Raw genomic sequence first — 23,469 nt, 5'->3', positions numbered from 1 at the left:
GCGCCGCCGGTCCGACACCCCGGACCGGCGGCGCCGCTCCGCGCCGTGGCGCGCGGCGCGTTCCGGCACCGGCGACCCGGTGTTGTCGTACCCCTGTGGTTCGCTGTGTTTCCATGGGCAACGTGTCCGAACTCAGGTATGAGCTCACCGACCCGCCCGCCGACGAGGCCGCGTTCGATCTCGACCCAATGCAGCGGGCGGTGGTCGAGCACGCCTCCGGGCCGCTGCTCGTGCGCGGCGGGCCCGGCACCGGCAAGACCGAGGCGCTGCTGCGCGCGGTCGCCGCGAAAGTCGAGGCCGGGGTCGACCCGGCCTCGATCCTCGTGTTCGGCCTGCGCCGCCAGGACACCGCGCATCTCCGCTCGCGCCTGAACGAGGCGACGGCCGGGCTCTCGGCCGCCGAAGTGGGCGTCTTCACGTTCCCGGCGTTCGCGTTCGCGCTGCTGCGGGCCTCGGCGGTCGCCGCGGGCCGCGACGAGCCGCGCCTGCTCACCGGCCCCGAGGCCGACGCGCTCATCCGGTCCATGCTGGAGGGCGAGGACTTCGCCTGGCCGCCCGGCTTCGACGAGGCCGTGCGCACCTACGCGTTCGCGCAGCAGCTCCGCGACCTGGTGCTCCGCTGCGGCGAGCGGGGCCTCTCGGCGCCCGAGCTGACCCGGCTCGGCGGCGAGCACGACCGCCCGGAGTGGATCGCCGCCGCGCGCTTCTACGACCGGTATGTGACCACCCTCGCGCTGCAGTCGATGTCGAGCGCCCTGTACGACTCGGCCGAGATCGTGCGCGCCGCCGCGGCCGCGCTCCGCCGCGATCCCGCGCTGTACCCGAGGCCCGCCTGGGTGTTCGTGGACGACCTGCAGGACGCCACGCCCGCGCATCTGCGGCTGCTCGAACTCCTCGCCGGGGGCGGCGCGAACCTGGTCGCCGCCGGCACGCCCGACGCGGCCGTGTTCGGGTTCCAGGGCGGCGACCCGGCATCGGTGCGGGACTTCCCGTTCCGCTTCAGCCGCAACGACGGCGCCGAGGCGCCGACCGTGCAGCTCGACGACGCCCACGACGTCGCGCTCGCGCCGCTCACCGCCACCACCGCCCTCTCGCGGCGGCTGCGCGGCCACGACCGGGACCGGGGGCGCGGCACCGCCTCCGAGGAGCAGGGCCGCGTCGACGTCGTCTACCTGCCCTCGCCGACCCGCGAGGCCGTGTACATCGCCGACGTCGCCCGCCGCGCCCACCTCCTCGACCGGGTTCCCTACGGGGACATGGCCGTCATCGTCAAATCGGCCGGTGCGATCCCGCACCTGCGCCGGGCCATGCAGCACGCGGGCGTGCCCACCCGCCAGGCCGCGGACGACGTGCCGCTCCCCGCGCACCCCACCGTGCGCAACCTGCTGCACCTCGTCCTCGTCGGCCGCGGGCGCGAACGCCTCGACGAGTCGAACGCGGCCGGGCTGCTGCACTCCTCGTTCGGCGGCGCCGACCCGTTCGAGGAGCGCCGCCTGCGCCAGGAGCTGCGGCGGCTCGCCGTCGCCGCCGACAATTTCTCCCCCGGCGCCGACCTCCTCGTCGAGACCCTGCGCGACCCCGAACGGACCGCGGCGCTGCCCGACGAGGAGTGGGCCGAACCCGCCCGGCGGCTCGCCGCCCTGTTCGCGGCCGCCCGCGAAGGCACCGGACTCAGCGGCACCCTCTGGGCGGTGTGGGAGGCCTCGTCGATGAGCGAGCGGCTGCGGCGGCGCGCGCTCTCGGGGGACCGGCGGGCCCAGCGCGCCGACGCCGAACTCGACGCCGTGATCGCCCTGTTCGACCTCGCCGCCGACTACGAGCGCAAGCAGCCCGGTGCGGGCGTCGAAGTCTTCTGCGAGCACGTGCTCCACCAGCAGCTCCCCGGCGACTTCCTCTCCGCGCGTGCGGAACTGGGCGACGCGGTGACCCTCACGACCGCGCACGCCGCGCACGGGCGCCGCTGGGAGTTCGCCATCGTCGCGGGCGCCCAGGAAGGCGCATGGCCCAACCTGCGGCCGCGCGGGTCCCTCCTCGGCGCCGAAGCGCTCGTCGACGTCATCGACGGACGCGCCGACGTCGACCAGGTCGCGCAACTGCTCGACGAGGAGCGGCGGCTGTTCTACAACGCGTGCACCCGCGCCCGCACGCGCCTGCTCGTCACGGCAGTGGACTCCGAAGAGGCGCAACCGAGCCGGTTCAGCGCCGAGCTCGGCGTCGAACCGGTCAACGCGCCCCGGCGCGGACGGCCCCTGAGCCTCGCCTCGCTCACCGCCCGCCTGCGCGAAGCCGTCGTCGACTCCGGCCACGCCGAACGGGACGCGGCCGCGGCGGCCCTGCGGCGCCTCGCCGAATCCGGCGTCCCCGGCGCCGACCCCGCGAAATGGTGGGGCCTGGCCGCGGTCTCGGACGAACGCGCCCTCGCCCTGGCCGGGGAGACCATCCGCATCTCGCCGTCCCAGGTGGAGAAAACCCAGCAGTGCGGGCTGCGATGGGTCCTCGAATCCCACGGCGGCGACTCCGGCGACCTCCTCCCCCGCCACCTCGGCACCCTCCTCCACGCCGCCGCCGAAGCCGTCACCGTCGACCCGACCGCCGACCCGAAGACCGTGATGGAACAGGTCGTCGGCGAGCACTTCGACCGTCTCCCCTTCGAAGCGCCCTGGCACGCCGAACAGCAGCGCCAGCGCGTCTCCGGCGCCGTCGAACGCTTCGCGAAATGGCTCAGCGCCAACCGGAGGGAACTCGTCGGCGCCGAACGGTCCTTCCGGATCAAGCTCGAGATCGGGCCGCCCGGCGTCGAAGTGGTCATGTCCGGCCAGATCGACCGGCTCGAACGCGACGCCGACGGCCGCCTCTACGTCGTCGACCTCAAGACCGGCAAGAGCGCCGTCACCAAACACGAAGCGCAGACCAACCCGCAGCTCGGGATCTACCAGCTCGCCATCGCCGAGGGCGCGTTCGAGGAGGGCGCCGAGCCCGGCGGGGCCGAGCTCGTGTACCCGAACGCGAAGGGCGCCACCGCCGTCGCCCGCCAGCAGGGGCCGCTCGGCGAGCACGAGAACCCCGACTGGGCGCGGGAACTCGCCGGGGACACGGCCGTGCGCATGGCCGGCTCGGTGTTCGAGGCCCGCAACACCAGCAAATGCGAGACCTGCTCCGTGAAACGGTGCTGCCCGATCGCCGACGAAGGACGACAGGTGACCGATGAGTGAGCGCGGCGCGACCCGATACACGGCAGTGGGCCTGGCCAACCGGCTCGGCACGCCCACGCCGACCCCCGAGCAGGCCAAGGTCATCGAGGCCGGACCCGACCCGATGCTCGTCGTCGCGGGCGCCGGCTCCGGCAAGACCACGACCATGGCCGACCGGGTCGTCTGGCTCATCGCCAACCGGGCCGCCCGCCCCGAGCACGTCCTCGGCCTCACCTTCACGCGCAAAGCCGCGGCGGAGCTCGCCGCCCGCGTCCGCGAGAAACTGCGGCGCCTCACCGAATCCATCCCCGAACTCGCCGACCTCCACGGCGAACCCACCGTCTCCACCTACAACGCCTACGCGGGCGGCCTCGTCGCCGAACACGGCCTGCGCATCGGCATCGAACCGGGCACGCGCGTCATCACCGACACCGGCCGCTGGCAGATCGCCCGCGACCTGGTGTGCGCGTGGGACGGCCCCATGAGCGAATTCGACGTGGGCGTCGACAAGGTCACCGAGCAGGTCCTCCAACTCGCCGGGCAGCTCGCCGAACACCTCAGGGACGGCGACGACCTGCGCGCGTTCGACCGCGACCTCGCCGACCACCTCGAAGCGCGCCAAGGCAACCGCCAGACCAACGACCAGTTCCGCGCGCTCATGTCCCTGCGGCGCAAACGCGAGCAGCTCCTCCCCCTCGTCGAATCCTGGGACCGGCGCAAACGCGAACTCGGCGTCATGGACTTCGCCGACCAGCTCTCCCTCGCCGCGCAGCTCGTCGCGGGCGCACCCGAGATCATCAAGACCGAACGCGAACGCTGGCGCGTCGTCCTCCTCGACGAATACCAGGACACCTCCTACTCCCAGGTCGCGCTCCTGCGCGACCTTTTCGGCGGCGGCCACCCCGTCACCGCAGTCGGCGACCCCAACCAGTCCATCTACTCCTGGCGCGGCGCCTCCGCCGGGACGCTCCTGCGCTTCCCCACCGACTTCCCCACGCCCGCAGGACGACCCGCCGAACGCGTCGAACTCACCAAGTCCTGGCGCAACCGCGCCGAGATCCTCGCCGTCGCCAACCGGGTCTCCGAACCGCTCCGCGCCGGCGACCTCCACCCCCTCGAAGCCGGCGTCGACGGCCCCGGCCTCGTCCGCGCCGCCATGCACCTCACCGTCACCGACGAAGCCGACTGGCTCGCCGCGAACCTCGCCGTCATCCGCGACGCCATCGACCAGCAGCGCCGCGCCGAACACGGCGACGCCGCCAAACCCGTCGAAGCCGCCGTCCTCGTCCGCAAACGCCGCCAGATCCCCGCCCTCCACCGCGCCCTCACCGCCGCCGGACTCCCCGTCGAAGTCATCGGCTCCCTCGGGCTCCTCTTCCATCCCGAAGTGGCCGAAGCGGTCGCGATGCTCAGAGCCGCCGCCGACCCCACCGACGGGCCCTCGCTCATGCGGCTCCTCGCCGGGAACCGCTGGCGCATCGGTCCGCGCGACATCGCCGCCCTGTGGGCGCGCGCCCGCGAGCTCGCCCCGGACACGCGCGGCTTCGAACCGGACGCCGGGCGGGAGGCCGAGGCGTCACTGGCCGACGCGCTGGCCGATCCGGGCCCGGCCGAGCGCTTCTCGGCGTTGGGGTATCTGCGCTTCGCGCAGCTGCACGAGGAGCTGGGCTGGATCCGCGGGCGGCTGGGGCAGAGCCTGCCGGACGTGGTGGGCGACGTGATCGCGCATTCGGGTCTCGACGTCGAGGTGATGCTGCACCACGGGGACCTGTCGAACCTGGACGAGTTCGTCGATGTCGCGGCCGCTTACGAGAACGACACGAGCGGGGCGAGCATCCCCGGGTTCCTGTCCTATCTGGAGACCGCCGCGGAGCGGGAGCGGGGGCTGACGGTGGAGGGCGCCTCCCCTGCGGGCGGGGTGGTGCAGCTTCTCACGGTGCATGCCGCGAAGGGCCTGGAGTGGGACGTGGTGGCGGTGCCGGGCCTGTGCGAGGGCATCCTGCCGGGCAAGGTGAAGGGCGACCAGACCTGGGTGAGCGACGCGGCGCGGCTGCCGTACCCGCTGCGCGGGGACGCCGGGAACCTGCCGGTGCTGTACCTCGACGACGCGAACGTTCCCTCCGAAGTCAAGGGGGCCGTTGAGGAGTTCAAGCGCGATGACGAGGAGGCGCGGCTCGAGGAGGAGCGGCGGCTCGCGTACGTGGCGCTGACCCGCGCGCGGCAGGCGCTGCTCGCGAGCGGGTACTGGTGGGAGGCGGAGCGGCGGCAGCTGCGCAAACCCGCCCCCTATCTGGAGGAGGCAGTGGCGGCGGGCGCGGAGGCGACCGTGTGGGCCGATCCGGGCCCGTCGAACCCGCTCGAAGAGGACGCCCGGACGGTCGAGTGGCCGAGCAAGGCGCCCTTGGGTTCCCGGCAGGAGGCGTTCGCTGAGGCCGCCGAGCTGGTGCTGGCCGCACCGGACGACGCCGGCGGGGGCGGCCCGCAGTCGCGGGTGTGGCGCACGGAGGCCGAACTGCTGCTCGCCGAACGCGCGGCGCTCGAATCGGGCGTCGTGAAGCTCCCCCGCCCGAAGCGGCTCTCCACGTCGCAGCTCATGGCGATGCGCGCCGACGAGGAGCGGTTCGCGGCTGAGCGCCGCCGCCCGATGCCGGCCCCGCCGCGCCCGGCGACCCAGCGCGGCACGGAGTTCCACTCGTGGGTTGAGGAGTTCTTCGGGGGCGGCACGCTCTTCGACCCGGCGGACCTGCCTGGCGCGGCCGACCCGGTGGGCCCGGACGCGGACCTGGACCGGTTGAAGGAGGCCTTCCGGAACTCCGCGTGGGCCGGTCGTCGCATCGCGGCCCAGGAGGTCCCTTTCGTCGTCGAATACGAGGGCACGGTGGTCCGCGGCCGCATCGACGCGATCTTCCATCGCGACGGCGGCGGCTACGACATCGTCGACTGGAAGACCGGCCGTCCGCCGCAGGGCGGGGACGCGGCCCGCGCCGCCCTCCAGCTCAAGGTCTACCGGAAAGCCTGGGCGCGGCTCAAAGGCATCGACGAGTCCGAGGTCCGGACGGCCTTCCACTACATCGGTTCCGACCACACCTGGTGGCCCGACCTCGATTAGCGCACCCGCCCTGCGGCGTTCGCGGCGACGTCGCCGCCAGTTTGCGGAGCGTCCCTAATATGGACGCTGTTCCCGGGGCCGGGCCCATACCGGCCTTCGGACCCGCCACCCACGGGGCCGCAAGGGAATTCCTCATCTGATTGGAACCGATGAACACTGTGATGACGCCCCGCCGTGCCCGCCGCGCGACCGCCCTCGCTGGGGGCGCGTTCGCCGCGGTCCTCGCCCTGTCCGCGTGCGGCGGCAACTCCGACACGCCTGAGGGTGCGGTCGAGAACTTCCTCGACAACGGCATCGAGGACCTCGCCAACTCCATGATGTCCGGCGACTTCGAAGGCGCCGCGAACGACGCCGATGAGTACCTCTGCGCCGATGACGTCGACGGCCTCAAAGAGGCCGGCGCCATGTTCGACGGCATGAGCGAGGACGAGATCAAGGAGGCCATGGGCGAGGACGCCGCGCTCCCCGAGGACTGGTCCTACGAGATCGGCGAGGTCACCGAGGACGGCGACACCGCGACCGTCGCGGTCACCATGACCGAGAACGGCGAGGACACCGAGGAGACCTTCGACCTGGTGAAGGAAGACGACGTCTGGAAGATCTGCGGCGAGTTCGCCTAAGCGGCACCGAGGCGTACGGGGCCCGGCGAGCATCGCTCGCCGGGCCCCGATTTTCGTGAGACTTCGACTCGCCCGCGAACAGGGAAAACCTCTGAATACCGCGTGGTATCACGAGGTAGCATGACGGTATGGCCATGACGTTGCGACTCTCAGAGGAAGACGACCGGCTGCTCACGGAGCGGGCCGCGAAGGAACGCCGCTCCAAGCACGACCTGGTCACGGAAGCGGTCCACGTGTTCCTGACCGAGCGCCAGCGACGCTTCGACGAGCTGCTGGCCCGCACGCTCGAAGAAGACCGCGAGCTGCTGGACCGGCTCGCCAAATGATCGACTACCTCGACCTTGACGATCTGGAGAAGATCGCCATCGCGGTGACGGGGTACAAGCCTCCGCCGGTGCGGGACTGGGGCCTGCTGGAATCGTCGCTGGCCCGCCCCCAGGCGTGCGTGTTCGGGGTCGAGGCGTACCCGTCTCTGCATGAGAAGGTCGCCGCGCTGCTCCACTCCCTGGTCCGCAACCACGCGCTGGTCGACGGCAACAAGCGGTTGGGGTATGTCGCGGCCAAGCAGATGTACGGCCTGAACGGGTACCACCTGAAACCGCCGTCGCCGGAAGCAGGCGACGAGTTCATCCGGGCGGTGGCCCAAGGCGATCTCGAGGTCGGCTATAGCGCTCCCCCCCTCGATACGGGCACGACACCGCTCAGCTGACACGGCAACGACATCGGGGCCCGGCGACCATTGGTCGCCGGGCCCCCTCGTTCGTGCGGCTCAGCGCTTCGCGACCGCTGCCTTCACCGTGGTCTCTCCGGCTTCGCCGCTGGTGGCGGTGTCGGGGAGGTCGCCGAAGGCCAGTTCCAGGGCGAGGGTCTCGGCCTGGACGAAGGCGCGGTGCGTCTCCACCGCCGCCTTGACCTCGTCGGCGGCGTCGAGGACGACCGCGACGCGGTCGGTGACCTCGAGGCCGGCGTCCTTGCGGGCCTGCTGGACCACCCGGACGACGTCGCGGGCGAGGCCCTCGGCGGCGAGCTCGGGGGTGACCTCGGTGTCGAGCACGATGACGCCCGCGTCGTTCGGCAGGGCCTCGGTGTGCTCGGCGTCCACGGCGACCATGGTCAGCTCGTACTCGCCGTCCTCCAGGACCACGCCGCCCGCGGTGACCGCGCCGTCGGCGACGGTCCAGTCCCCGGCCTTGACGGCCTTGATGACCCGCTGCACGTCCTTGCCGAGGCGGGGCCCGAGCACGCGCGGGACCAGCTTCAGGTCGGCCTTCGAGTAGGCGCTCACGTCGGAGTCGAACTCGACGGCCTTGACGTTCAGCTCGTCCCTGAGCAGGTCCGCGAACGGCGCGAGCCGCTCGGCGTGCCCGGTCGCCACGGTGGCCTTCGCCAAGGGCAGGCGCACGCGGAGCTTGCGGGCCTTGCGCATGAACAGGCCGACCGAGGCGATCTCGCGCACCGCGTCCATGGCCTCGACCAGGGCGTGGTCGGCGGGCAGGTCGCCGGCGTCCGGCCAGTCGGCCAGGTGCACCGAGCGGCCGCCGGTGAGGCCGCGCCAGATGTCCTCGGTGACCAGCGGCAACAGCGGCGCGGCCACCTCGCACGCGGTCTTCAACGCCGTTGCGAGCGTAGCGAACCCGTCCTCGTCGCCCTCCCAGAACCGGTCGCGCGAGCGGCGCACGTACCAGTTGGTGAGGCTCTCCAGGTAGGAGCGGAACGCGGCGGTCGCGCGCACGAGGTCGTACCCGTCCATCGCCTCCGTGATGGTCTCGACGAGCTCGCGGGTCTTCGCCAGCAGGTACTTGTCGAGGCGGTGCTCACTCGCCAGCGCGGTCTGCCGGGCCTGCTCAGGGGAGGCCTCGTAGCCGGCGGCCCCGGCGTAGAGCGTGTAGAAGTACCACACGTTCCACAGGGGCAGCACGATCTGGCGCACCGCGTCGCGGAAGCCGTTCTCGGTGACCGGCATGTCGCCGCCGCGCAGGACCGGGGAGGACACGAGGAACCAGCGGACCGCGTCGGACCCGTAGGCCTCGAAGGACTCCCGGACGTCCGGGTAGTTCTTGAGCGACTTGGACATCTTCTGCCCGTCGGCGCCCAGCAGGGTGCCGTGGACGACGGCGGTGCGGAACGCGGGGCGGTCGAAGAGGGCCGTGGCGAGGACGTGCAGCAGGTAGAACCAGCCGCGGGTCTGCGCCGTGTACTCGACGATGAAGTCGCCCGGGTAGTGGTGCTCGAACCAGTCGGCGTTCTCGAACGGGTAGTGGACCTGCGCGAACGGCATGGAGCCCGATTCGAACCAGCAGTCGAGCACCTCGGGGACGCGGCGCATCACGGACTTGCCCGTGGGGTCGTCCGGGTTGGGCCGCACCAGGTTGTCGATGCCGGGCCGGTGCAGGTCCGTCACGGGCACGCCGAAGTCGCGTTCGAGGTCGGCGAGGGAGCCGTAGACGTCGACGCGCGGATACTCCGGGTCGTCGCTGACCCACACGGGGATGGGCGAGCCCCAGAAGCGGTTGCGGCTGATGTTCCAGTCGCGGGCGTTGGCGAGCCACCGGCCGAACTGCCCGTCCTTGATGTGGCCGGGGGTCCAGTCGATCTCCTGGTTGAGTTCGACCATGCGGTCGCGGAACCGGGTGACCGCGACGAACCACGCCGACAGGGCCCGCTGGATCAGCGGGGAGCCGCAGCGCCAGCAGTGCGGGTAGTTGTGGTTGTAGGTGTCGTGCCGCAGGAGGCGCTGGGTGTCCTTGAGGTCCTTGATGATGAGCTTGTTGGCTTCGAAGACGTGGACGCCCTCGTACGGGGGGACCTCGCCGGTGAACTTGCCGGCGCTGTCGACGGGGACTACCGGCTCGATACCGGCGGCGTCGGTGACGAGCTTGTCCTCTTCACCGAAGGCGGGGGCGATGTGGACGATGCCGGTGCCGTCCTCGGTGGTGACGTAGTCGGCGGTGAGGACCTGGTGGGCGTTCTCGCGGCCGGTGAAGAAGTCGAACGGCGGGTTGTAGCGCAGGCCGACGAGGTCGGCGCCCTTGTAGCGGGCGAGGACTTCGGTCTGGTCGCCGAGTTCGCGGGCGTACGCGGCGAGGCGGGCCTCGGCGAGCAGGTAGCGGGAGCCTTCGGCCTCGACGACCACGTAGTCGACGCTCGGGTGGACGGCGGCGGCGAGGTTCGACGGGAGCGTCCAGGGCGTGGTGGTCCACACCAGGAGCTTCGCGCCCTGGAGCGGGCCTTCGGTGGTGATGTCGAGTCCGACGGTGACGGCCGGGTCCTGGCGGTCCTTGTAGGTGTCGTCCATCTTCGTCTCGGTGGCGGCGAGCGGCGTCTCGCAGCGCCAGCAGTACCAGAGCACGCGGTAGCCCTCGTAGACGAGTCCCTTGTCGTAGAGGGTCTTGAAGGCCCACATGACGCTCTCCATGTAGGTGAGGTCGAGGGTCTTGTAGTCGTTCTCGAAGTCGACCCAGCGGGCCTGGCGGGTGACGTAGTCGTGCCATTCGCCGGTGAACTGGAGGACGGAGGCCTTCGCGGCGGCGTTGAACCGGTCGATGCCGTACGCCTCGATGTCGGCCTTCGATTTGAGGCCGAGCTCCTTCTCGGTGGTGACCTCGGCGGGCATGCCGTGGGTGTCCCAGCCGAAGCGGCGTTCGACGCGCCGGCCGCGCATGGTCTGGTAGCGCGGGACGATGTCCTTGACGTAGCCGGTGAGGAGGTGCCCGTAGTGGGGCAGGCCGTTGGCGAAGGGGGGGCCGTCGTAGAAGACGAACTCGTTCGCGCCGTTCTCGCCCGCTTCGCGGGATTCGATGGAGGCGGCGAAGGTGTCGTCCTTGGTCCAGAAGTCGAGCACACGGCGCTCGACCTCCGGGAGGTTCGGGCTCGCGGGTACGCCCCGTGCGGGGTCGTCGAGTGGATAGGCCATAGGACCGGTGTCTCCTCACACACACCTTGCGGACGTTCGGTGTGCGAGGACGAGTCCCGGCTCTGCTAGGGCCTGACCCGCGGTACCACCTCGCTTGGCGCACAGGGTGCGCCCGCTTGATTCGGCGGCGCTGACGGGCCGCGCCCGTCCGGTTCTACTGCGGTTCCGCGGATTCGCGGGGCCGGTTCTTCCGGAAGCTCGCCGGTGATGGCCGGGTCGACGCTGTTGTCCGCAAGTGTAGCGCTGCGCCGGGGGAGGTTCGCGAGGGATTTACGGCGCGTCCCCGCAGCGCACCGGCGTCGGTCCCACGCACTGGGCATGTAGTATTCGGCCTGTGAGAATCCACGCACGCAACTGGTGGTGGCGTCGCTGAGGCGGCGTCCCTGCTTTTGCGTGCAAGAAGCAAGCGACCGTCTCGAAGGCGGTCGCTTCGTCGTATCCGGGGTCGGCCGCCTCGAGTCGGGACCTGAGACCCAATGAGAGGGCCGATGACCAAGTTCCTTACACCCGCCGGGGTGACGGTTGAGCGCCACGTCAGTGAACTCGACGACCCCGACCTGACGCCGATCGTCGCGCAGGTGGAGACGCGCCGCGGCGGGGTGCTCTCGAGCGGCATGGAGTATCCGGGCCGCTATTCGCGGTACCACCTCGCCTATGTCGACCCGTCGCTCGAGGTCGTGGCGCGCGGCCGCACGGTGACGGTGCGGCAGTTGAACGCCCGCGGGTTCCTGCTCGTCGACGTGCTCGCCGACGCGCTGGAGGCGTCCGGGGTCGGGGAGGTGACCCGGTGCGACCGCGAGGTGCACGTCGAGGTCCCCACGCCGACCGAGCGCGTCCCCGAGGAGCTGCGCTCGAAGCTGCCGACGGCGTTCTCGGCGCTGCGGGTGATCCTCGAGGCGCTCAAGTGCGACGACCCGTACCTGGGCCTGTGGGGGGCGTTCGGGTACGACCTGGCCTACCAGTTCGAGCCGATCCCGTTCGCGAAGGACCGGCCCGCCGACGCCCGCGACCTGGTGCTGCACCTGGCGGACGAGATCTACGTGGTCGACCGCAAGCGCGAGACCGCGCAGGTGCGCCGCTACGACTTCTCGTTCGGCGGGCGCTCCACGAAGGGCCTGGCGCGCGAGACCGAATCCCTGGACTACGTGACGGCCGAGTCGGTGCCGGACGGGCCGGTGCCGGGCGTGTACGCCGACACGGTGCGCCGCGCGCGGCAGGAGTTCAAGGCCGGCAACCTGTTCGAGGTCGTGCCGGGCCACGAGATGTACGCCGCGTGCGATTCGCCGACGTTGTTCTATGAGCGGCTGCGCACCGCCAACCCGGCGCCGTACGAGTTCCTGTTCAACCTCGGCGAGCGCGAATACCTGGTGGGCGCCTCGCCGGAGATGTTCGTGCGGGTCACGGGCGACCGGGTGGAGACCTGCCCGATCTCGGGGACGATCGCGCGCGGGGACGACCCGATGCACGACGCCTCCCAGATCGCCGAGCTCATCGGCTCCTCGAAGGAGGAGTCGGAGCTGACGATGTGCACCGACGTGGACCGCAACGACAAGGCCCGCGTGTGCGTGCCGGGTTCGGTGAAGGTGCTCGGGCGCAGGCAGATCGAGATGTACTCGCGGCTGATCCACACCGTCGACCACATCGAGGGGCGGCTGCGGCCGGAGATGGACGCGCTCGACGCGTTCCTGACGCACATGTGGGCGGTGACGGTGACCGGTGCGCCGAAGACCTGGGCGATGCGGTTCATCGAGGAGCAGGAGACGACGCCGCGGCGCTGGTACGGCGGTGCGGTCGGCTTCGTCGGGTTCGACGGCTCGATGAACACCGGCCTGACGCTGCGGACGGCGCAGATCCGCGACGGCGTGGCGTGCGTGCGCGCGGGCGCGACGCTCCTCTACGACTCCGACCCCGACGCCGAAGAGGCCGAGACCCACTTGAAGGCCCGGGCGCTGCTGGAGACCGCGGCGGGCGGGATCGGCGCGGCCGCGGTGGTCCCCGAACCGATCGAGGTCGCGGGTGGTCCCGCGGGTGTCGGCCGCAAGGTGCTCCTCGTGGACCACGAGGACTCGTTCGTGAACACCCTCGGCGACTACTTCCGCCAGCACGGCTGCGAGGTGACGACGCTGCGGTTCGGCTTCGACGCGGCGAAGACGCTGGCCGAGCTCGCCCCAGACCTGGTCGTGCTCTCGCCCGGGCCGGGACGGCCGCGGGACTTCGACACGGCCGGGCTGCTCGATGAGATCGAACGGCAGGGCCTGCCCGCGTTCGGGGTGTGCCTGGGGCTCCAGGCGATGGTCGAGCACGCGGGCGGTTCGCTGTCGCTGCTCGACGAGCCGAGCCACGGCAAGCCCGGGAACGTGAAGGTGGCCGGCGGCGGCCTGTTCGACGGGCTGCCCACCGAGGTGACCGCGGCGCGATACCACTCGCTGTATGCCACGCCCGACCAGGTGCAGGGCGATTTCGCGCCGACCGCGGCGATCGACGAGGTCGTCATGGCGATCGAGGCGCCCGGCAAGCGCTGGTTCGGGGTGCAGTTCCACCCCGAGTCGATCCTGACCTCGGCGGGCGCGCACGGGCACCGGATCATCGGGAACGTGCTGCGGCTGACCGCTTGAGGGTCCCGCTCTGACACGGAAAGGGCCGGGGGCGCGAGGGCGCTTCCGGCTCTTTCCGTTGCGGGCGTTCTGGTTTCGGCGCTACGAGGTGTATTCCCAGGCTTGGACGCAGGACCAGGCGCTGTAGCCCCAGGCGCCGTTCCAGTAGACCTCCATCCAGTAGTCGCTGGTGAGGCCGCAGGCGCGGTACTCGCCTCCGGATCCGCGCTCGCAGGAGACGGGGACCCAGGTCCCGGCCGGAATGACCTCGAGGATCGACGAGTCGACCTCGGCGAGGCGGCGGTGGTTGACGCCTTCGGTGAATCGGGCCCTGCAGGTCCGCTGCTCCGAGGCGGCGGCCGGGACGGTCGTGCTCTCGATCCGCGATTTCATGGGCGTCGGCACGTCGAAGGGCGCGGTTGGAGCCGCGGCGGCCGAGGACGCGGCGGAGAACGACAGCGCGACCGCGGCCGCAATGACGCCGATGGCAGTGAAGAACTTCTTCATTACCAGGATCACCCCTTTGGTGAACTTGATCATGATTACGCCTTTTAGCGTGATATCAATCTAATTACGAAGAAGCGGGTGTTAGTGCACAAAACGGGCAATGTCGGGAAGTCGACAGACTGATCGGGCCCGACACCTCCGCAGCAGAACCCGTTCCATCTCGACGACCGTTCTCGTTCCGACCTTGCCGATCGGCTGGCTGCGAAGGCCGAGTCCGTTGGGGGTCAAGGACATCCGGCCCCGGCTGCCGGTCCGAGCGGGTCGCCGGGTTCGTCGGCGGAATGTCGGTGGCCCGTGATTGGCTGGCGGGATGGCGAAAACCGTGTACAACACAGCGACCAGCATCGACGGCTACCTCGCGGACCCCGAGAACTCACTCGAGTGGCTCTTCACCGTGCCCGGGGGCCATCCGGAGCAGTCCGAGGAGGGCGGGGACGCGGAGACCCCGCTCGACGAGTTCGGGGAGTTCCTCGCCGGGGTCGGGGCGATCTGCATGGGCTCCACGACGTATGAGTGGATCCTCGAGTACGAGCACCCGCTCGACAACCCGGACAAGTGGGCGTACGAGTCGCCTTGCTGGGTGTTCACGAGCCGGGACCTCCCGGCGGTGCCGGGCAAGGACATCCGTTTCGCGTCCGGCGACGTCGCGGCGGTCCACGCCGAGATGGCCGAGGTCGCGGGCGACAAGGACCGGTGGATCGTGGGCGGCGGCGACCTCGTCGGCCAGTTCTTCGACGCCGGACTCCTCGACGAGATCCGCGTATCGCTCGCGCCGGTCTTCCTCGGCGACGGCGCACCGCTCCTGCCGCGCCGCATCCTCTCCCACCACCTCGAACTGACCGAGACGAAGAGCGTCGGCCAGTTCGCCTGCCTCACTTACAAGGTGAAGTAGCGCGAGGCCCCCTCGGTTCGAGTACGAACCGAGGGGAGGGGCCCCTCCCCTCCCCCCACCCGCCCTGATGTTTCGGGCCGGAGCCGAACGGCTGGCATACCGCTCAGGTCCGGACGGTCCGGCCCGTTCTGGTCTGTGGACCCGCGATGCGGGTCGTTGCCCTGCAACGGTGTTCGGCTGTGGTCGTCATCGGGGGTCGGTGACGCGGTTGCGGTCGCACCGTGCCGGTGGCCGCCCGGCCCTTTCGGGCCGGGCGGACTTCAGCGTTTAGTCGTTGTCGTTGCCATCCTGGTCGTCGGCGTCATCGTCCGTGTCGTCGCCGTCGTCATCGGCGTCGTCATCGGCGTCGTCCGTGTCGTCGCCGTCATCGTCGTTCACGTCGTCGTCGGCGACCACCTCGGTGACCGTGCCGTCGAGGGCGTCGACCGCGACGTCCCATTCGGCGCCGTCGGCGTCCGTCAACTCGACCACCCAGATCGGGGCCTCGGCGGTGCCTTCGAGGTCGACGTCGTAGACCTCGCCCGGGACCTCCGCGAGTGCGGCCTCGACGGCCGCGTCCTCGCCGATGGCCCCGTCAGGGAGCGCGAAGTCGTCGTCATCGGTGCCGTCGCGGTCGTCCGCGTCATCGAGGTCGTCGCGGTCGTCCGCGTCGTTCGCCGTCTGCTCGGCGGCGCGGTCCTCCCTGTCGTCGATGTCGTCGGCGGCGAAGGCGGCGGCGGTGCCGCCGCCTAGGAGCAGGACGCCCGCGGTACCCGCGATGACGAGGGTGCGCTGGCGGCCGCGGAACCGGCGGCGCTGCGAGGCCTCGGGCTGGTCGGGGGTGGGAGCCTGCTGGGTGTCGTTGGGAGCGTTCATGTCTGGTCCTTTCGGTGCCGTGCGGATCTGATGACGGCAACGATGCGCCCCCGAACCTGAAGCCAAGCTGAAGTCACCTGAAGCCGACTTCAGGAAACGCGGCAGCGAGACGGCAAGCCGCGGGCGGGGTGATGGTTTCGGCTGGCAGAGGCGGCATTCACGTGTCCGCGAGCGACTTCAGGTTGGCTTCAGGTTCGCTGTGTCAAGCTTCGGGACATGCGATTGCTGATGGTGGAAGACGAGCAGCGGCTGGCCAAGATGGTCGCCGCCGGGCTGACGGCCGAGGGGTACGCCGTCGATCTCGCCCATGACGGCCGCACCGGCCTGTCGAAGGCCCGCATCGGCGACTACGACGCGATCATCCTCGACATCATGCTGCCCTCCATGAACGGCTACCAGGTCTGCGCGACCCTCCGCCAGGAGGGCATCGCCACGCCGATCCTCATGCTCACCGCGAAAGACGGCGAATACGACGAGGCCGAGGGCCTCGACACCGGCGCCGACGACTTCCTCACCAAGCCGTTCTCCTTCGTAGTCCTCCAGGCGCGCCTGCGCGCGATGATGCGCCGCGGCCGGTCCGCGGCCGCCGCACCCACCGTGTGGCGCTTCGGCGACCTCACCGTCGACCCGGCCACCCGCGCCTGCCGCCGAGGCGGCGAGCCGGTCGAGCTCACCTCGAAGGAGTTCTCGGTCCTGGAGTACCTGGCCAGCCGTGCCGGGGAGGTCGTCTCCAAATCGGAGATCCTCCACCACGTGTGGGATTTCGCCTATGACGGCGACGTGAACATCGTCGAGGTCTACATCTCCAACCTGCGCCGCAAGATCGACGCTCCGTACCAGCGCGCCTCGATCGCGACCGTCCGCGGCGCGGGCTACCGGCTGGCGGCCGACGGTGGCTAGGGCGCAGGCGGACAAGGCGCAGCAGGCCGAGATCCGGCGCGCCATGAAGAACGCTGAAGGAAAGAAGCCCTTCTGGCGGCCGGAATCCGTGCGGGCGCGCACCACCGTGGGCGCGACACTCGTGGTCGCGGTCGCGCTGGTCGCCGCCGGGCTCCTGGTCGTGACCCTGCTGCGCGACAACCTCTACGGCCGCGCCGAACTCACCGCGGAGGTCAGCGCGCGGTCCGTCGCCGGCCAGCTCGCCTCGGGCGCGGCGCCCGCGGCGATCGAGCTGCCCGATGACGACGAGCTCGTCCAGGTCGTGGACGCGAACGGGACTGTGGTCGCCGCGAGCGAGGATCTCGAGGGCGCCGATGTCGTCGGCGCCTTCGCCCCCGAACCCGACCCGACACCCGAACCGGCCGAGACCGCGCGAGCCGAGACCGAAACCGATGATGACGGCGACGACGAGGACGAGGACGCTGATGACGACGACTCGGAGACGCCCTCGAGCGACGCCCCGGCCACCTCGGCGGCCGGCGGCTCCGTCGGATCGAAGATCGCCTATGAGACAGTGACGCTCCCCGGCGAGGACGCGTCCTACCGGTTCGCGGCGCTCTCGGCCACGGCCCCCGACGGCGGCGTTTACGCCGTCTTCTCGGGCGCTTCCCTTGAGACGCAGGAAGACGCCGTGGACAGCGTCGGAGCCGCGATGGCGTGGACGCTGGCGCCGCTGCTGCTCGTGGTCGCCGTGGTCACCTGGCTCGTGGTCCGGCGAGCGCTCCGTCCGGTGCGGGCGATCCAGAAGGAGCTCATCGAGATCACCGGCGGCGACCTGAGCCGGCGCGTACCGGTGCCCGCGAGCCGCGACGAGATCCACAGCCTCGCCAGGACCACGAACATGACCCTCGCGGCGCTCGACGCGGCCGTCGCGCAGCAGCGGCGGTTCGTCGCGGATGCCTCCCACGAGCTGCGCAGCCCGCTCGCGATCCTGCGCACCCAACTGGAGATCGCCCGCGAGCACCCGGAACTGCTCGACCTGGACGCGACGCTCGGCGACGTGACGCGCCTGCAAGACCTCGCCACGGACCTGCTGCTGCTCGCGCGCCTCGACGCCGGGGAACGGCCGCCGCATGTGGACGTGCCGTTCACGGAGCTCGTACGTGAGGAGGTCGCCCGCCGGGCCGCCACCGACCGGGTGCCGGTGCGGCTCGACGTCGAGGAGGACCTGACGGTGTGGGGCGTGCGCGGGCACCTGGCCCGGGCCGTCGGGAACCTGCTCACGAACGCGCAGCGGCACGCCGCCGGTGCGGTCTCGGTGCGGCTGGCGGCCGAGGACGACGACTGGCTGCGGTTGGACGTCGCCGACGACGGCAACGGCGTCCCCAAGGGCCAGCGGCGGCGGATCTTCGACCGGTTCGTGCGGCTCGACGAGTCCCGCAGCCGCGACGAGGGCGGCGCGGGCCTGGGATTGGCGATCGTGCAGGACGTGGCGCTGGAGCATCACGGGATGGTCTACGTGCTCGACGCGCCCGAAGGCGGCGCGCTGTTCCGTCTTGCGCTGCGCCGCACCGAAAGGGGGTGGTGAGAGGGAAGGGGAGGAACGCTCTGGGGGTCGAGGCCGCCGACATCGGACGAGACGGCCGGGCGGCATCGCGGGTATCGGTCGAGATGGGCGGACGGGCACTCGCCGGCATCGGACGCCGCGACTGAACCGGTGCCGCAGAGCGCCACGGCGATCGGCGGACCACTGCTGTGATCGGTGCTCGCCTTCCGGTCGGTCTCGGCGCAAGGCGGGCGGGCGGCGGTCCCTACGATGGCCGCATGAAAGCATGGATTCCCCACGAGGCCGGGCTCGACCGGCTCGGCCCGGTTCCCGACGGCGTCGTCGTCGAGGTGTACGACGGCGGCGACTACCCGTCCGCCTCTGCCGATGTCGCCTTCCTGGTGCCCCCGGCCGCACCCAAGGCCACCCTGCCCGGGATGTCGTACGCGACACCGCCCGTGCTGAAGGACATGCCGAACCTCAAAGTGCTGCAGCTGCTCAGCGCCGGCGTCGAGCAGTGGGTGCCGCTCGTCCCCGACGGCGTGCTGCTCTGCAACAACCGCGGCGCGCACACCGAAGTGACGGCCGAATGGGTGATGGCCGCGACCCTCGCCTCGGTCCGGCGGCTCGACGTGTTCGCCCGCAACCAGGCCGAGGGCAAATGGGAGCTCGCCTGGGGCGCGACGCTGTTCGGGAAGACCGCGGTGATCATCGGCGCCGGTTCCATCGGAGCGGCCGTCGCGCGCCGGTTCGAGGCCTCCGGCATGAAGGTCGACATGGTCGCCCGGACCGCGCGGCCCGGCGTCGGAACGCTCGCCGACCTGCCCGGGCTGCTCCCCGAAGCCGACGTCGTGGTGGTCATGGTGCCGCTGACCCCCGAGACCGAGGGCCTGGTGGACGCGGCGTTCCTGGCGCGCATGCGCGACGGTGCGCTCCTGGTGAACGCGGCCCGCGGCAAGATCGTCGACACCGCCGCACTGACCGCCGAGGTCGCCTCGGGACGGCTGCGCTGCGCCCTCGACGTGACCGAGCCCGAACCGCTCCCCGCCGACCACGAGCTGTGGGGCTTGGAGGGCGCGATCGTGACCCCGCACGTGGGCGGCGCGGTCCACGGCTTCATCGAACGCGTCTACCCTCGCGTGGGCGACCAGATCCGCCGCTTCGCGGCCGGTGAACCGCTCCACAACGTGGTCGCGAACGGCTATTAGCGGTGCGGGTTGCCGCACGCTGGACCTTTGATGGTTCGATGGTGCGGTGATGACGCGATTCGAGGAACTGGGCTGGCGTGATTCGCCGATGGGCGAGATCAGCCTGCGACGGCGGTACGACCCTGAGGTGCGGGCCGAGGTCTACGAGGTCAAGCTCGACGAGGACTTCCTCATGTCGAGCCTGTTCACGGTGGCCGAGCGGGAACTCTCGCACCTCGGCCTCGCCCGGGTCGAGAGCGCCGGCGACCTCGAGGTGATCGTCGGCGGTCTCGGCCTCGGCTACACCGCGCTCGCGGCCCTCGAGGACCCGCGGGTGCGCGACCTGACGGTGATCGAGTACTCGGAAGCGGTCATCGACTGGCACGAGCGCGACCTCCTGCCCGACACGGTCGGCCTCGCGGCCGACGAACGCGTGCACCTGGCGTGCGCGGACTTCTTCGCCGCCGCGACGAGCGCCGACGGCTTCGACCCCGAGCGGCCCGGCCGGACCTTCGACGCGATCCTGCTCGACATCGACCACTCCCCCAGCCGCGTCCTGCACTCGCCGCACGCCGAGTTCTACACCCCGGCGGGCCTGCGGGCCATGGCCGAGCACCTGAAACCCGCGGGAGTGTTCGCGATCTGGTCCGACGACCCGCCCGAGCCGGAGTTCATGACCGTCCTCATGGAGGTCTTCACCGCCGTCAAGGCCAAGCGGGTGTGGTTCGACAACCCCTACACCGGCGGCCGCTCCTCGAACACCGTGTACACCGCGATCCGGACCTAGCGACCGTCAGGCGATCCGTGCGCCGAGCGGGACGTCCGCGTCGGGGGCCAGCAGCACCACTTCATCCGTGCCCTCGACGGGGACGCCGAGCACCAGCACCTCCGACTTGAAGCCCGCGATGCGGCGCGCCGGGAAGTTCGTCACCGCCGCCACCATGCGCCCCACCAGTTCTTCGGCGCTGTAGCGGGCGGTGATCTGCGCGCTCGACTGCTTGACGCCGTGCGCGCCGAAATCGATCCACAGCTTGTACGCGGGGACGCGCGCCTTCGCGTTCACCTCGGTCTTGACGACGCGGCCGGCGCGGATCTCGGTGCGGAAGAACTCCTCGGCGGAGCTGGCCTCGGGGGTCTCGGTGGGTTCGGTCATCGCCGCAGGATAGCGCTAGGCCGCCGCGAACCGCCGCCGCATTTCCGCCAGCGCTTCGTCGGTGAGGCGGCCGTAGAGGCGCAGTCGGGCCATGCCGCCGTCGGGGTAGATGTTGAGCCGCACCGAGGTCGCGGGCCGGTCGTTGTCGAGGGCGAAGCGGTGCGGCGTGTCGGGTTGGAGGCTGGTGCGGGGCAGCAGCTCGAACGCGGTGTCGCCGTCGTGGGCTTCGATCGCGGCGTGGCCGGGGGCGTTGTGTTTGAGGTGGGTCGTGTCGAGTTCGGCGATGCGGATGACGCCGCGTCCGGCGAGGCGCACGTCGAGCCATTCGTGGCCGGGTTCGCGGCGGCGGGCGGTCTCCCAGCCGTCGGCTTGGCTGGTGGGGAGGCCGGGCATGATCGCGCCGATGGGGTTGGAGTAGAAGGCGTTCGAGGCGCCGGTGATCGCCGCGCCGTTGGTGAGGGCGGCGAGGTCGAGTGGGAGGTCGGCGAATCCCTTGGGGTCGGGTACGGGGGTGCCGTGGACGCGGAGGCGGGCGATGCCGCCGTCGGGGTGCATGTTGAGGCGGACGTGGGTGTATCGGCGCGGGTCGTTGACGGTGTATTCGTTGACGCTGTCGCCCTTGGCTTCCGATATGGGGACGAGTGGTCGCCAGGGGGCGTCGAGGGTTTCGGTGAGGGCGGGGTGTCCGTCGATGCGGCAGGCGTCGACGGAGATCCGGGGCGGGTAGTTGCCGGTGAAGTAGGCGGTGTCGATGGTGATGCCGTGGATGATGCCGGGGGCGCCGAGTCGGACGAGTGCCCAGTCGTGGCCGGGTTCGCGGCGGCGGCGGGTCTCCCAGCCGTCGTAGAGCTGTCCTTTGTGGCCGAAGGTGTGGGATTGGTGGAGGACGGGGTAGGGCCGGATGAGGCTTTCCTTCTCGGCGAAGGACTCGTCGTTGGCGGCGAGGACGGATCCGCCGAGGGCGCGGGCGGCGAGGTCGGGCAGGGTCCGCCAGTCGTCGGGGGCGGGAGGGGTGTCGCCGGGGCGGGGCTCGGGGACGGGCACGGAGACGTCGGTCATCGGGGGCTCCTTCGCAGTTGTCGGCCGCGCGGCGCGGCGTCGGTGTCGATGCGCTTGCCGCGCAGCCAGGTCGAGACGACCTTGCCCGTGAGCGCCTGGCGGTCGTAAGGGGTCACGGGGTGGCGGTGCAGGAGGTCTTCGGCGTGGACGGTCCATTCGCGGTCGGGGTCGAAGGCGACGAGGTCGGCGTCGGCGCCTGTGGTGATGCGGCCTTTGCGGTGCAGGCCGACGAGGTCGGCGGGGCCGGTGCACATCCAGCGGGCGAGGTCGGGGAGCGCGAGGCCGCGGCGGCGGGCTTCGGTCCACATGGCGGGGAGTCCGAGTTGGATCGAGGCGATGCCGCCCCAGGCGGTGGCGAAGTCGGCGGTTTTCATGGCGGGTGGGCTGGGTGAGTGGTCGGTGACGACGATGTCGATGCGGCCGTCCCGGAGTCCGTCCCAGAGGGCGTCGCGGTTGGCTTCGTCGCGGAGGGGCGGGCAGCATTTGTAGGCGGTGGCGCCGTCGGGGATGTGCTCGGCGGCGAGGGTGAGGTAGTGGGGGCAGGTTTCGGCGGTGATGCGGACGCCGTCCTGCCTGGCGGCGTGGATTTCGGGGAGGGCTTCGGCGGCGGCGAGGTGGAGGAGGTGGACGCGGGCGCCGGTGGCCTTGGCGGCGGCGATGACCTCGCGGATGGCGCTGGTCTCGGCTTCGGGGGGCCGGGTGGCGAGGAAGGTCGCGAAGCTCGGGGCGCTGCGGGTCTCGTGGAGGTGGGCGGGGTCTTCGGCGTGGACGACGAGGAGGCTGTCGAGGGCGGCGACGGTGGCGCAGGCGCGGTGGAGGGCGGCGGTGTCGAGCGGCGGGAATTCGTCGACGCCGGAGGGGGCCGTGAAGCATTTGAAGCCGAGGACGCCCGCGTCGTGGAGGCCTTTGAGGTCGGTGTCGTTGCCGGGTACGGCGCCGCCCCAGAATCCCGTGTCGACCCAGGTCTTGCCTTCGGCGGCGGCGCGTTTCGCGGCGAGCGCGGCGGTGTCGACGGTGGGCGGGAGGCTGTTGAGGGGCATGTCGACGATGGTGGTGACGCCGCCTGCGGCGGCGGCCCTGGTGGCGGTGGCGAAGCCTTCCCAGTGGGTGCGGCCGGGTTCGTTGACGTGGACGTGGGTGTCGACGAGGCCGGGGAGGAGGGCGTGGTCGCGGAGGTCTTCGGTGCGGTGGGCGGGGATGGGTTCGTCGTAGTCGCCGATGACGGCGATGCGCTCGCCCGCGATGGCGACGGCGGCGGGCTGTTCGCCGTCGGGGAGGACGGTGCGGCGGGAGCGGAGCACCAGGTCGTAGATGACGGGAGCGGAGATGTCGTAGGGGTCGGTCATCATGGTGACTCCAGGTGCTCGCTCGGTTACGTCGAAGGATCGGAGGTGGAGCGGACGGCGGCGCGGGCGTTGCGTGGCCCGGGCCGGGCCGCTGCGGTGGCGCCGGGTCGGTCCGCTCCTCAGGCGGCGGGTCGCCGCGGTGCGGTCGGCGGCTCCGGTGGCGCGGCGCGGCGGGGGCGCGTTCGGGTCATGGGGCGGCCTCGGCTTTCGCGGCGCGGTAGGCGCGCCAGGAGCCGTGGGCGGTGATGTCGATGAGTTCGGGCAGGTCGGCGCAGTCGTCGCGCAGGCGCATGCCGAGGGCTTCGGTGCCGTCGGCCATGCCGACGACGGCGAGTTCGAGGTCGGCGGGTTCGGCCGGCAGGAGGGAGGTGCGCAGGACGGCGAGGTCGATGTCGTAGAGCTCGCCTTCGATGGCCGCGCCTCGGCCTTCAGGCGCCGCTTGGAGGGCAGGGTGGTCGTCGCCGACCGAGTGGAGCCGGTAGATCGGCAGGGTGGTGGCGGGGCCGACGAAGGGCGCGCCGCCGATGAGGTGGTGGAGGTTGCCGCCTTTCATGCCGCCTCCGTTGAGGAACATGTGGACCATCGTCGGCTCCTTCGGTGTTCGGTTGCTGGTGTCGC

18 protein-coding genes are annotated in these 23,469 nt (G+C 71.3%); 11 read left to right on the top strand and 7 right to left on the bottom strand.

What is annotated here, in order from left to right:
* Window positions 1–122 precede the first annotated feature (122 nt).
* The 5 genes from O1R50_RS06035 (at window position 123) to O1R50_RS06015 (ending at window position 7,629) form a co-directional block, all read left to right on the top strand.
* On the top strand, window positions 123–3,212 hold the full coding sequence (locus O1R50_RS06035) for an ATP-dependent helicase (RefSeq protein WP_270109005.1): 3,090 nt from the start codon (window positions 123–125) through the stop codon (window positions 3,210–3,212).
* Window positions 3,205–6,300, top strand: a complete 3,096-nt coding sequence (locus tag O1R50_RS06030) for a UvrD-helicase domain-containing protein (RefSeq protein ID WP_270109004.1) — start codon at window positions 3,205–3,207, stop codon at window positions 6,298–6,300. The genes O1R50_RS06035 and O1R50_RS06030 overlap by 8 nt, the downstream gene beginning before the upstream one ends.
* Window positions 6,301–6,449: 149 nt before the next feature.
* Window positions 6,450–6,920: an Rv0361 family membrane protein gene (locus O1R50_RS06025; protein WP_270109002.1), complete on the top strand. Its 471-nt coding sequence runs from the start codon at window positions 6,450–6,452 to the stop codon at window positions 6,918–6,920.
* A 128-nt stretch (window positions 6,921–7,048) separates the two neighbouring features.
* Window positions 7,049–7,246 (top strand): ribbon-helix-helix protein, CopG family, encoded by a 198-nt coding sequence (locus O1R50_RS06020; RefSeq protein WP_205326543.1) that lies wholly within the window; start codon window positions 7,049–7,051, stop codon window positions 7,244–7,246.
* The gene (locus tag O1R50_RS06015) at window positions 7,243–7,629 is read left to right on the top strand and encodes a type II toxin-antitoxin system death-on-curing family toxin (RefSeq protein ID WP_270109001.1); all 387 of its coding nucleotides are present in this window, start codon (window positions 7,243–7,245) and stop codon (window positions 7,627–7,629) included. Before O1R50_RS06020 ends, O1R50_RS06015 begins: the two co-directional genes overlap by 4 nt.
* Window positions 7,630–7,689: 60 nt before the next feature.
* Here O1R50_RS06015 and ileS read toward each other — a convergent pair whose 3' ends face one another.
* Window positions 7,690–10,833 carry an isoleucine--tRNA ligase gene (gene ileS, locus O1R50_RS06010; RefSeq protein WP_270109000.1) on the bottom strand — a complete coding sequence of 1,048 codons (3,144 nt, stop codon included), beginning with the start codon at window positions 10,831–10,833 and terminating at the stop codon, window positions 7,690–7,692.
* 488 nt (window positions 10,834–11,321) lie between these two features.
* On the opposite strand from ileS, the gene O1R50_RS06005 reads away from it, so the two are divergent.
* Window positions 11,322–13,448, top strand: coding sequence for an anthranilate synthase component I (locus O1R50_RS06005; RefSeq protein WP_270108999.1), 2,127 nt, complete (start codon window positions 11,322–11,324; stop codon window positions 13,446–13,448).
* An 81-nt stretch (window positions 13,449–13,529) separates the two neighbouring features.
* Here O1R50_RS06005 and O1R50_RS06000 read toward each other — a convergent pair whose 3' ends face one another.
* On the bottom strand, window positions 13,530–13,967 hold the full coding sequence (locus O1R50_RS06000; RefSeq protein ID WP_270108997.1) for a hypothetical protein: 438 nt from the start codon (window positions 13,965–13,967) through the stop codon (window positions 13,530–13,532).
* Window positions 13,968–14,244: 277 nt separating this feature from the next.
* On the opposite strand from O1R50_RS06000, the gene O1R50_RS05995 reads away from it, so the two are divergent.
* Window positions 14,245–14,826, top strand: a complete 582-nt coding sequence (locus O1R50_RS05995) for a dihydrofolate reductase family protein (RefSeq protein ID WP_270108996.1) — start codon at window positions 14,245–14,247, stop codon at window positions 14,824–14,826.
* Between the two features lie 267 nt (window positions 14,827–15,093).
* Here the strand turns inward: O1R50_RS05995 and O1R50_RS05990 are convergent, their stop codons facing one another.
* Window positions 15,094–15,681 (bottom strand): PepSY domain-containing protein, encoded by a 588-nt coding sequence (locus tag O1R50_RS05990; RefSeq protein ID WP_270108995.1) that lies wholly within the window; start codon window positions 15,679–15,681, stop codon window positions 15,094–15,096.
* Window positions 15,682–15,897: 216 nt separating this feature from the next.
* Here O1R50_RS05990 and O1R50_RS05985 point away from each other — a divergent pair, with 216 nt between their 5' ends.
* The 4 genes from O1R50_RS05985 (at window position 15,898) to O1R50_RS05970 (ending at window position 20,080) form a co-directional block, all read left to right on the top strand.
* Window positions 15,898–16,581 carry a response regulator transcription factor gene (locus O1R50_RS05985; protein ID WP_270108994.1) on the top strand — a complete coding sequence of 228 codons (684 nt, stop codon included), beginning with the start codon at window positions 15,898–15,900 and terminating at the stop codon, window positions 16,579–16,581.
* Window positions 16,582–16,624: 43 nt separating this feature from the next.
* Window positions 16,625–18,148 carry a sensor histidine kinase gene (locus O1R50_RS05980; protein WP_408612626.1) on the top strand — a complete coding sequence of 508 codons (1,524 nt, stop codon included), beginning with the start codon at window positions 16,625–16,627 and terminating at the stop codon, window positions 18,146–18,148.
* Window positions 18,149–18,384: 236 nt separating this feature from the next.
* A complete protein-coding gene (locus O1R50_RS05975; RefSeq protein ID WP_270108992.1) occupies window positions 18,385–19,314 on the top strand; it encodes a 2-hydroxyacid dehydrogenase in 930 nt (309 codons plus the stop codon).
* 46 nt (window positions 19,315–19,360) lie between these two features.
* On the top strand, window positions 19,361–20,080 hold the full coding sequence (locus O1R50_RS05970) for a polyamine aminopropyltransferase (RefSeq protein ID WP_408612612.1): 720 nt from the start codon (window positions 19,361–19,363) through the stop codon (window positions 20,078–20,080).
* A gap of 6 nt (window positions 20,081–20,086) precedes the next feature.
* Here O1R50_RS05970 and O1R50_RS05965 read toward each other — a convergent pair whose 3' ends face one another.
* The 4 genes from O1R50_RS05965 to O1R50_RS05950 all read right to left on the bottom strand — a co-directional run bounded on the left by O1R50_RS05965 (window position 20,087) and on the right by O1R50_RS05950 (window position 23,434).
* Window positions 20,087–20,446, bottom strand: a complete 360-nt coding sequence (locus tag O1R50_RS05965) for a tRNA-binding protein (RefSeq protein WP_270108990.1) — start codon at window positions 20,444–20,446, stop codon at window positions 20,087–20,089.
* Between the two features lie 15 nt (window positions 20,447–20,461).
* Window positions 20,462–21,505: an allantoicase gene (gene alc / locus O1R50_RS05960; RefSeq protein ID WP_270108989.1), complete on the bottom strand. Its 1,044-nt coding sequence runs from the start codon at window positions 21,503–21,505 to the stop codon at window positions 20,462–20,464.
* Window positions 21,502–22,854, bottom strand: a complete 1,353-nt coding sequence (gene allB, locus O1R50_RS05955; RefSeq protein ID WP_270108988.1) for an allantoinase AllB — start codon at window positions 22,852–22,854, stop codon at window positions 21,502–21,504. The genes alc and allB overlap by 4 nt, the downstream gene beginning before the upstream one ends.
* A gap of 184 nt (window positions 22,855–23,038) precedes the next feature.
* Window positions 23,039–23,434: an allophanate hydrolase-related protein gene (locus O1R50_RS05950; protein ID WP_270108987.1), complete on the bottom strand. Its 396-nt coding sequence runs from the start codon at window positions 23,432–23,434 to the stop codon at window positions 23,039–23,041.
* Between the last annotated feature and the right edge of the window lie 35 nt (window positions 23,435–23,469).

The organism is Glycomyces luteolus (assembly GCF_027622875.1).
GTDB classification, from domain to species: Bacteria; Actinomycetota; Actinomycetes; order Mycobacteriales; family Micromonosporaceae; genus Glycomyces; species Glycomyces luteolus.
The sequence above is the reverse complement of the archived record's forward strand: the minus strand, read 5'-3'. Positions and strand labels throughout refer to the sequence as shown.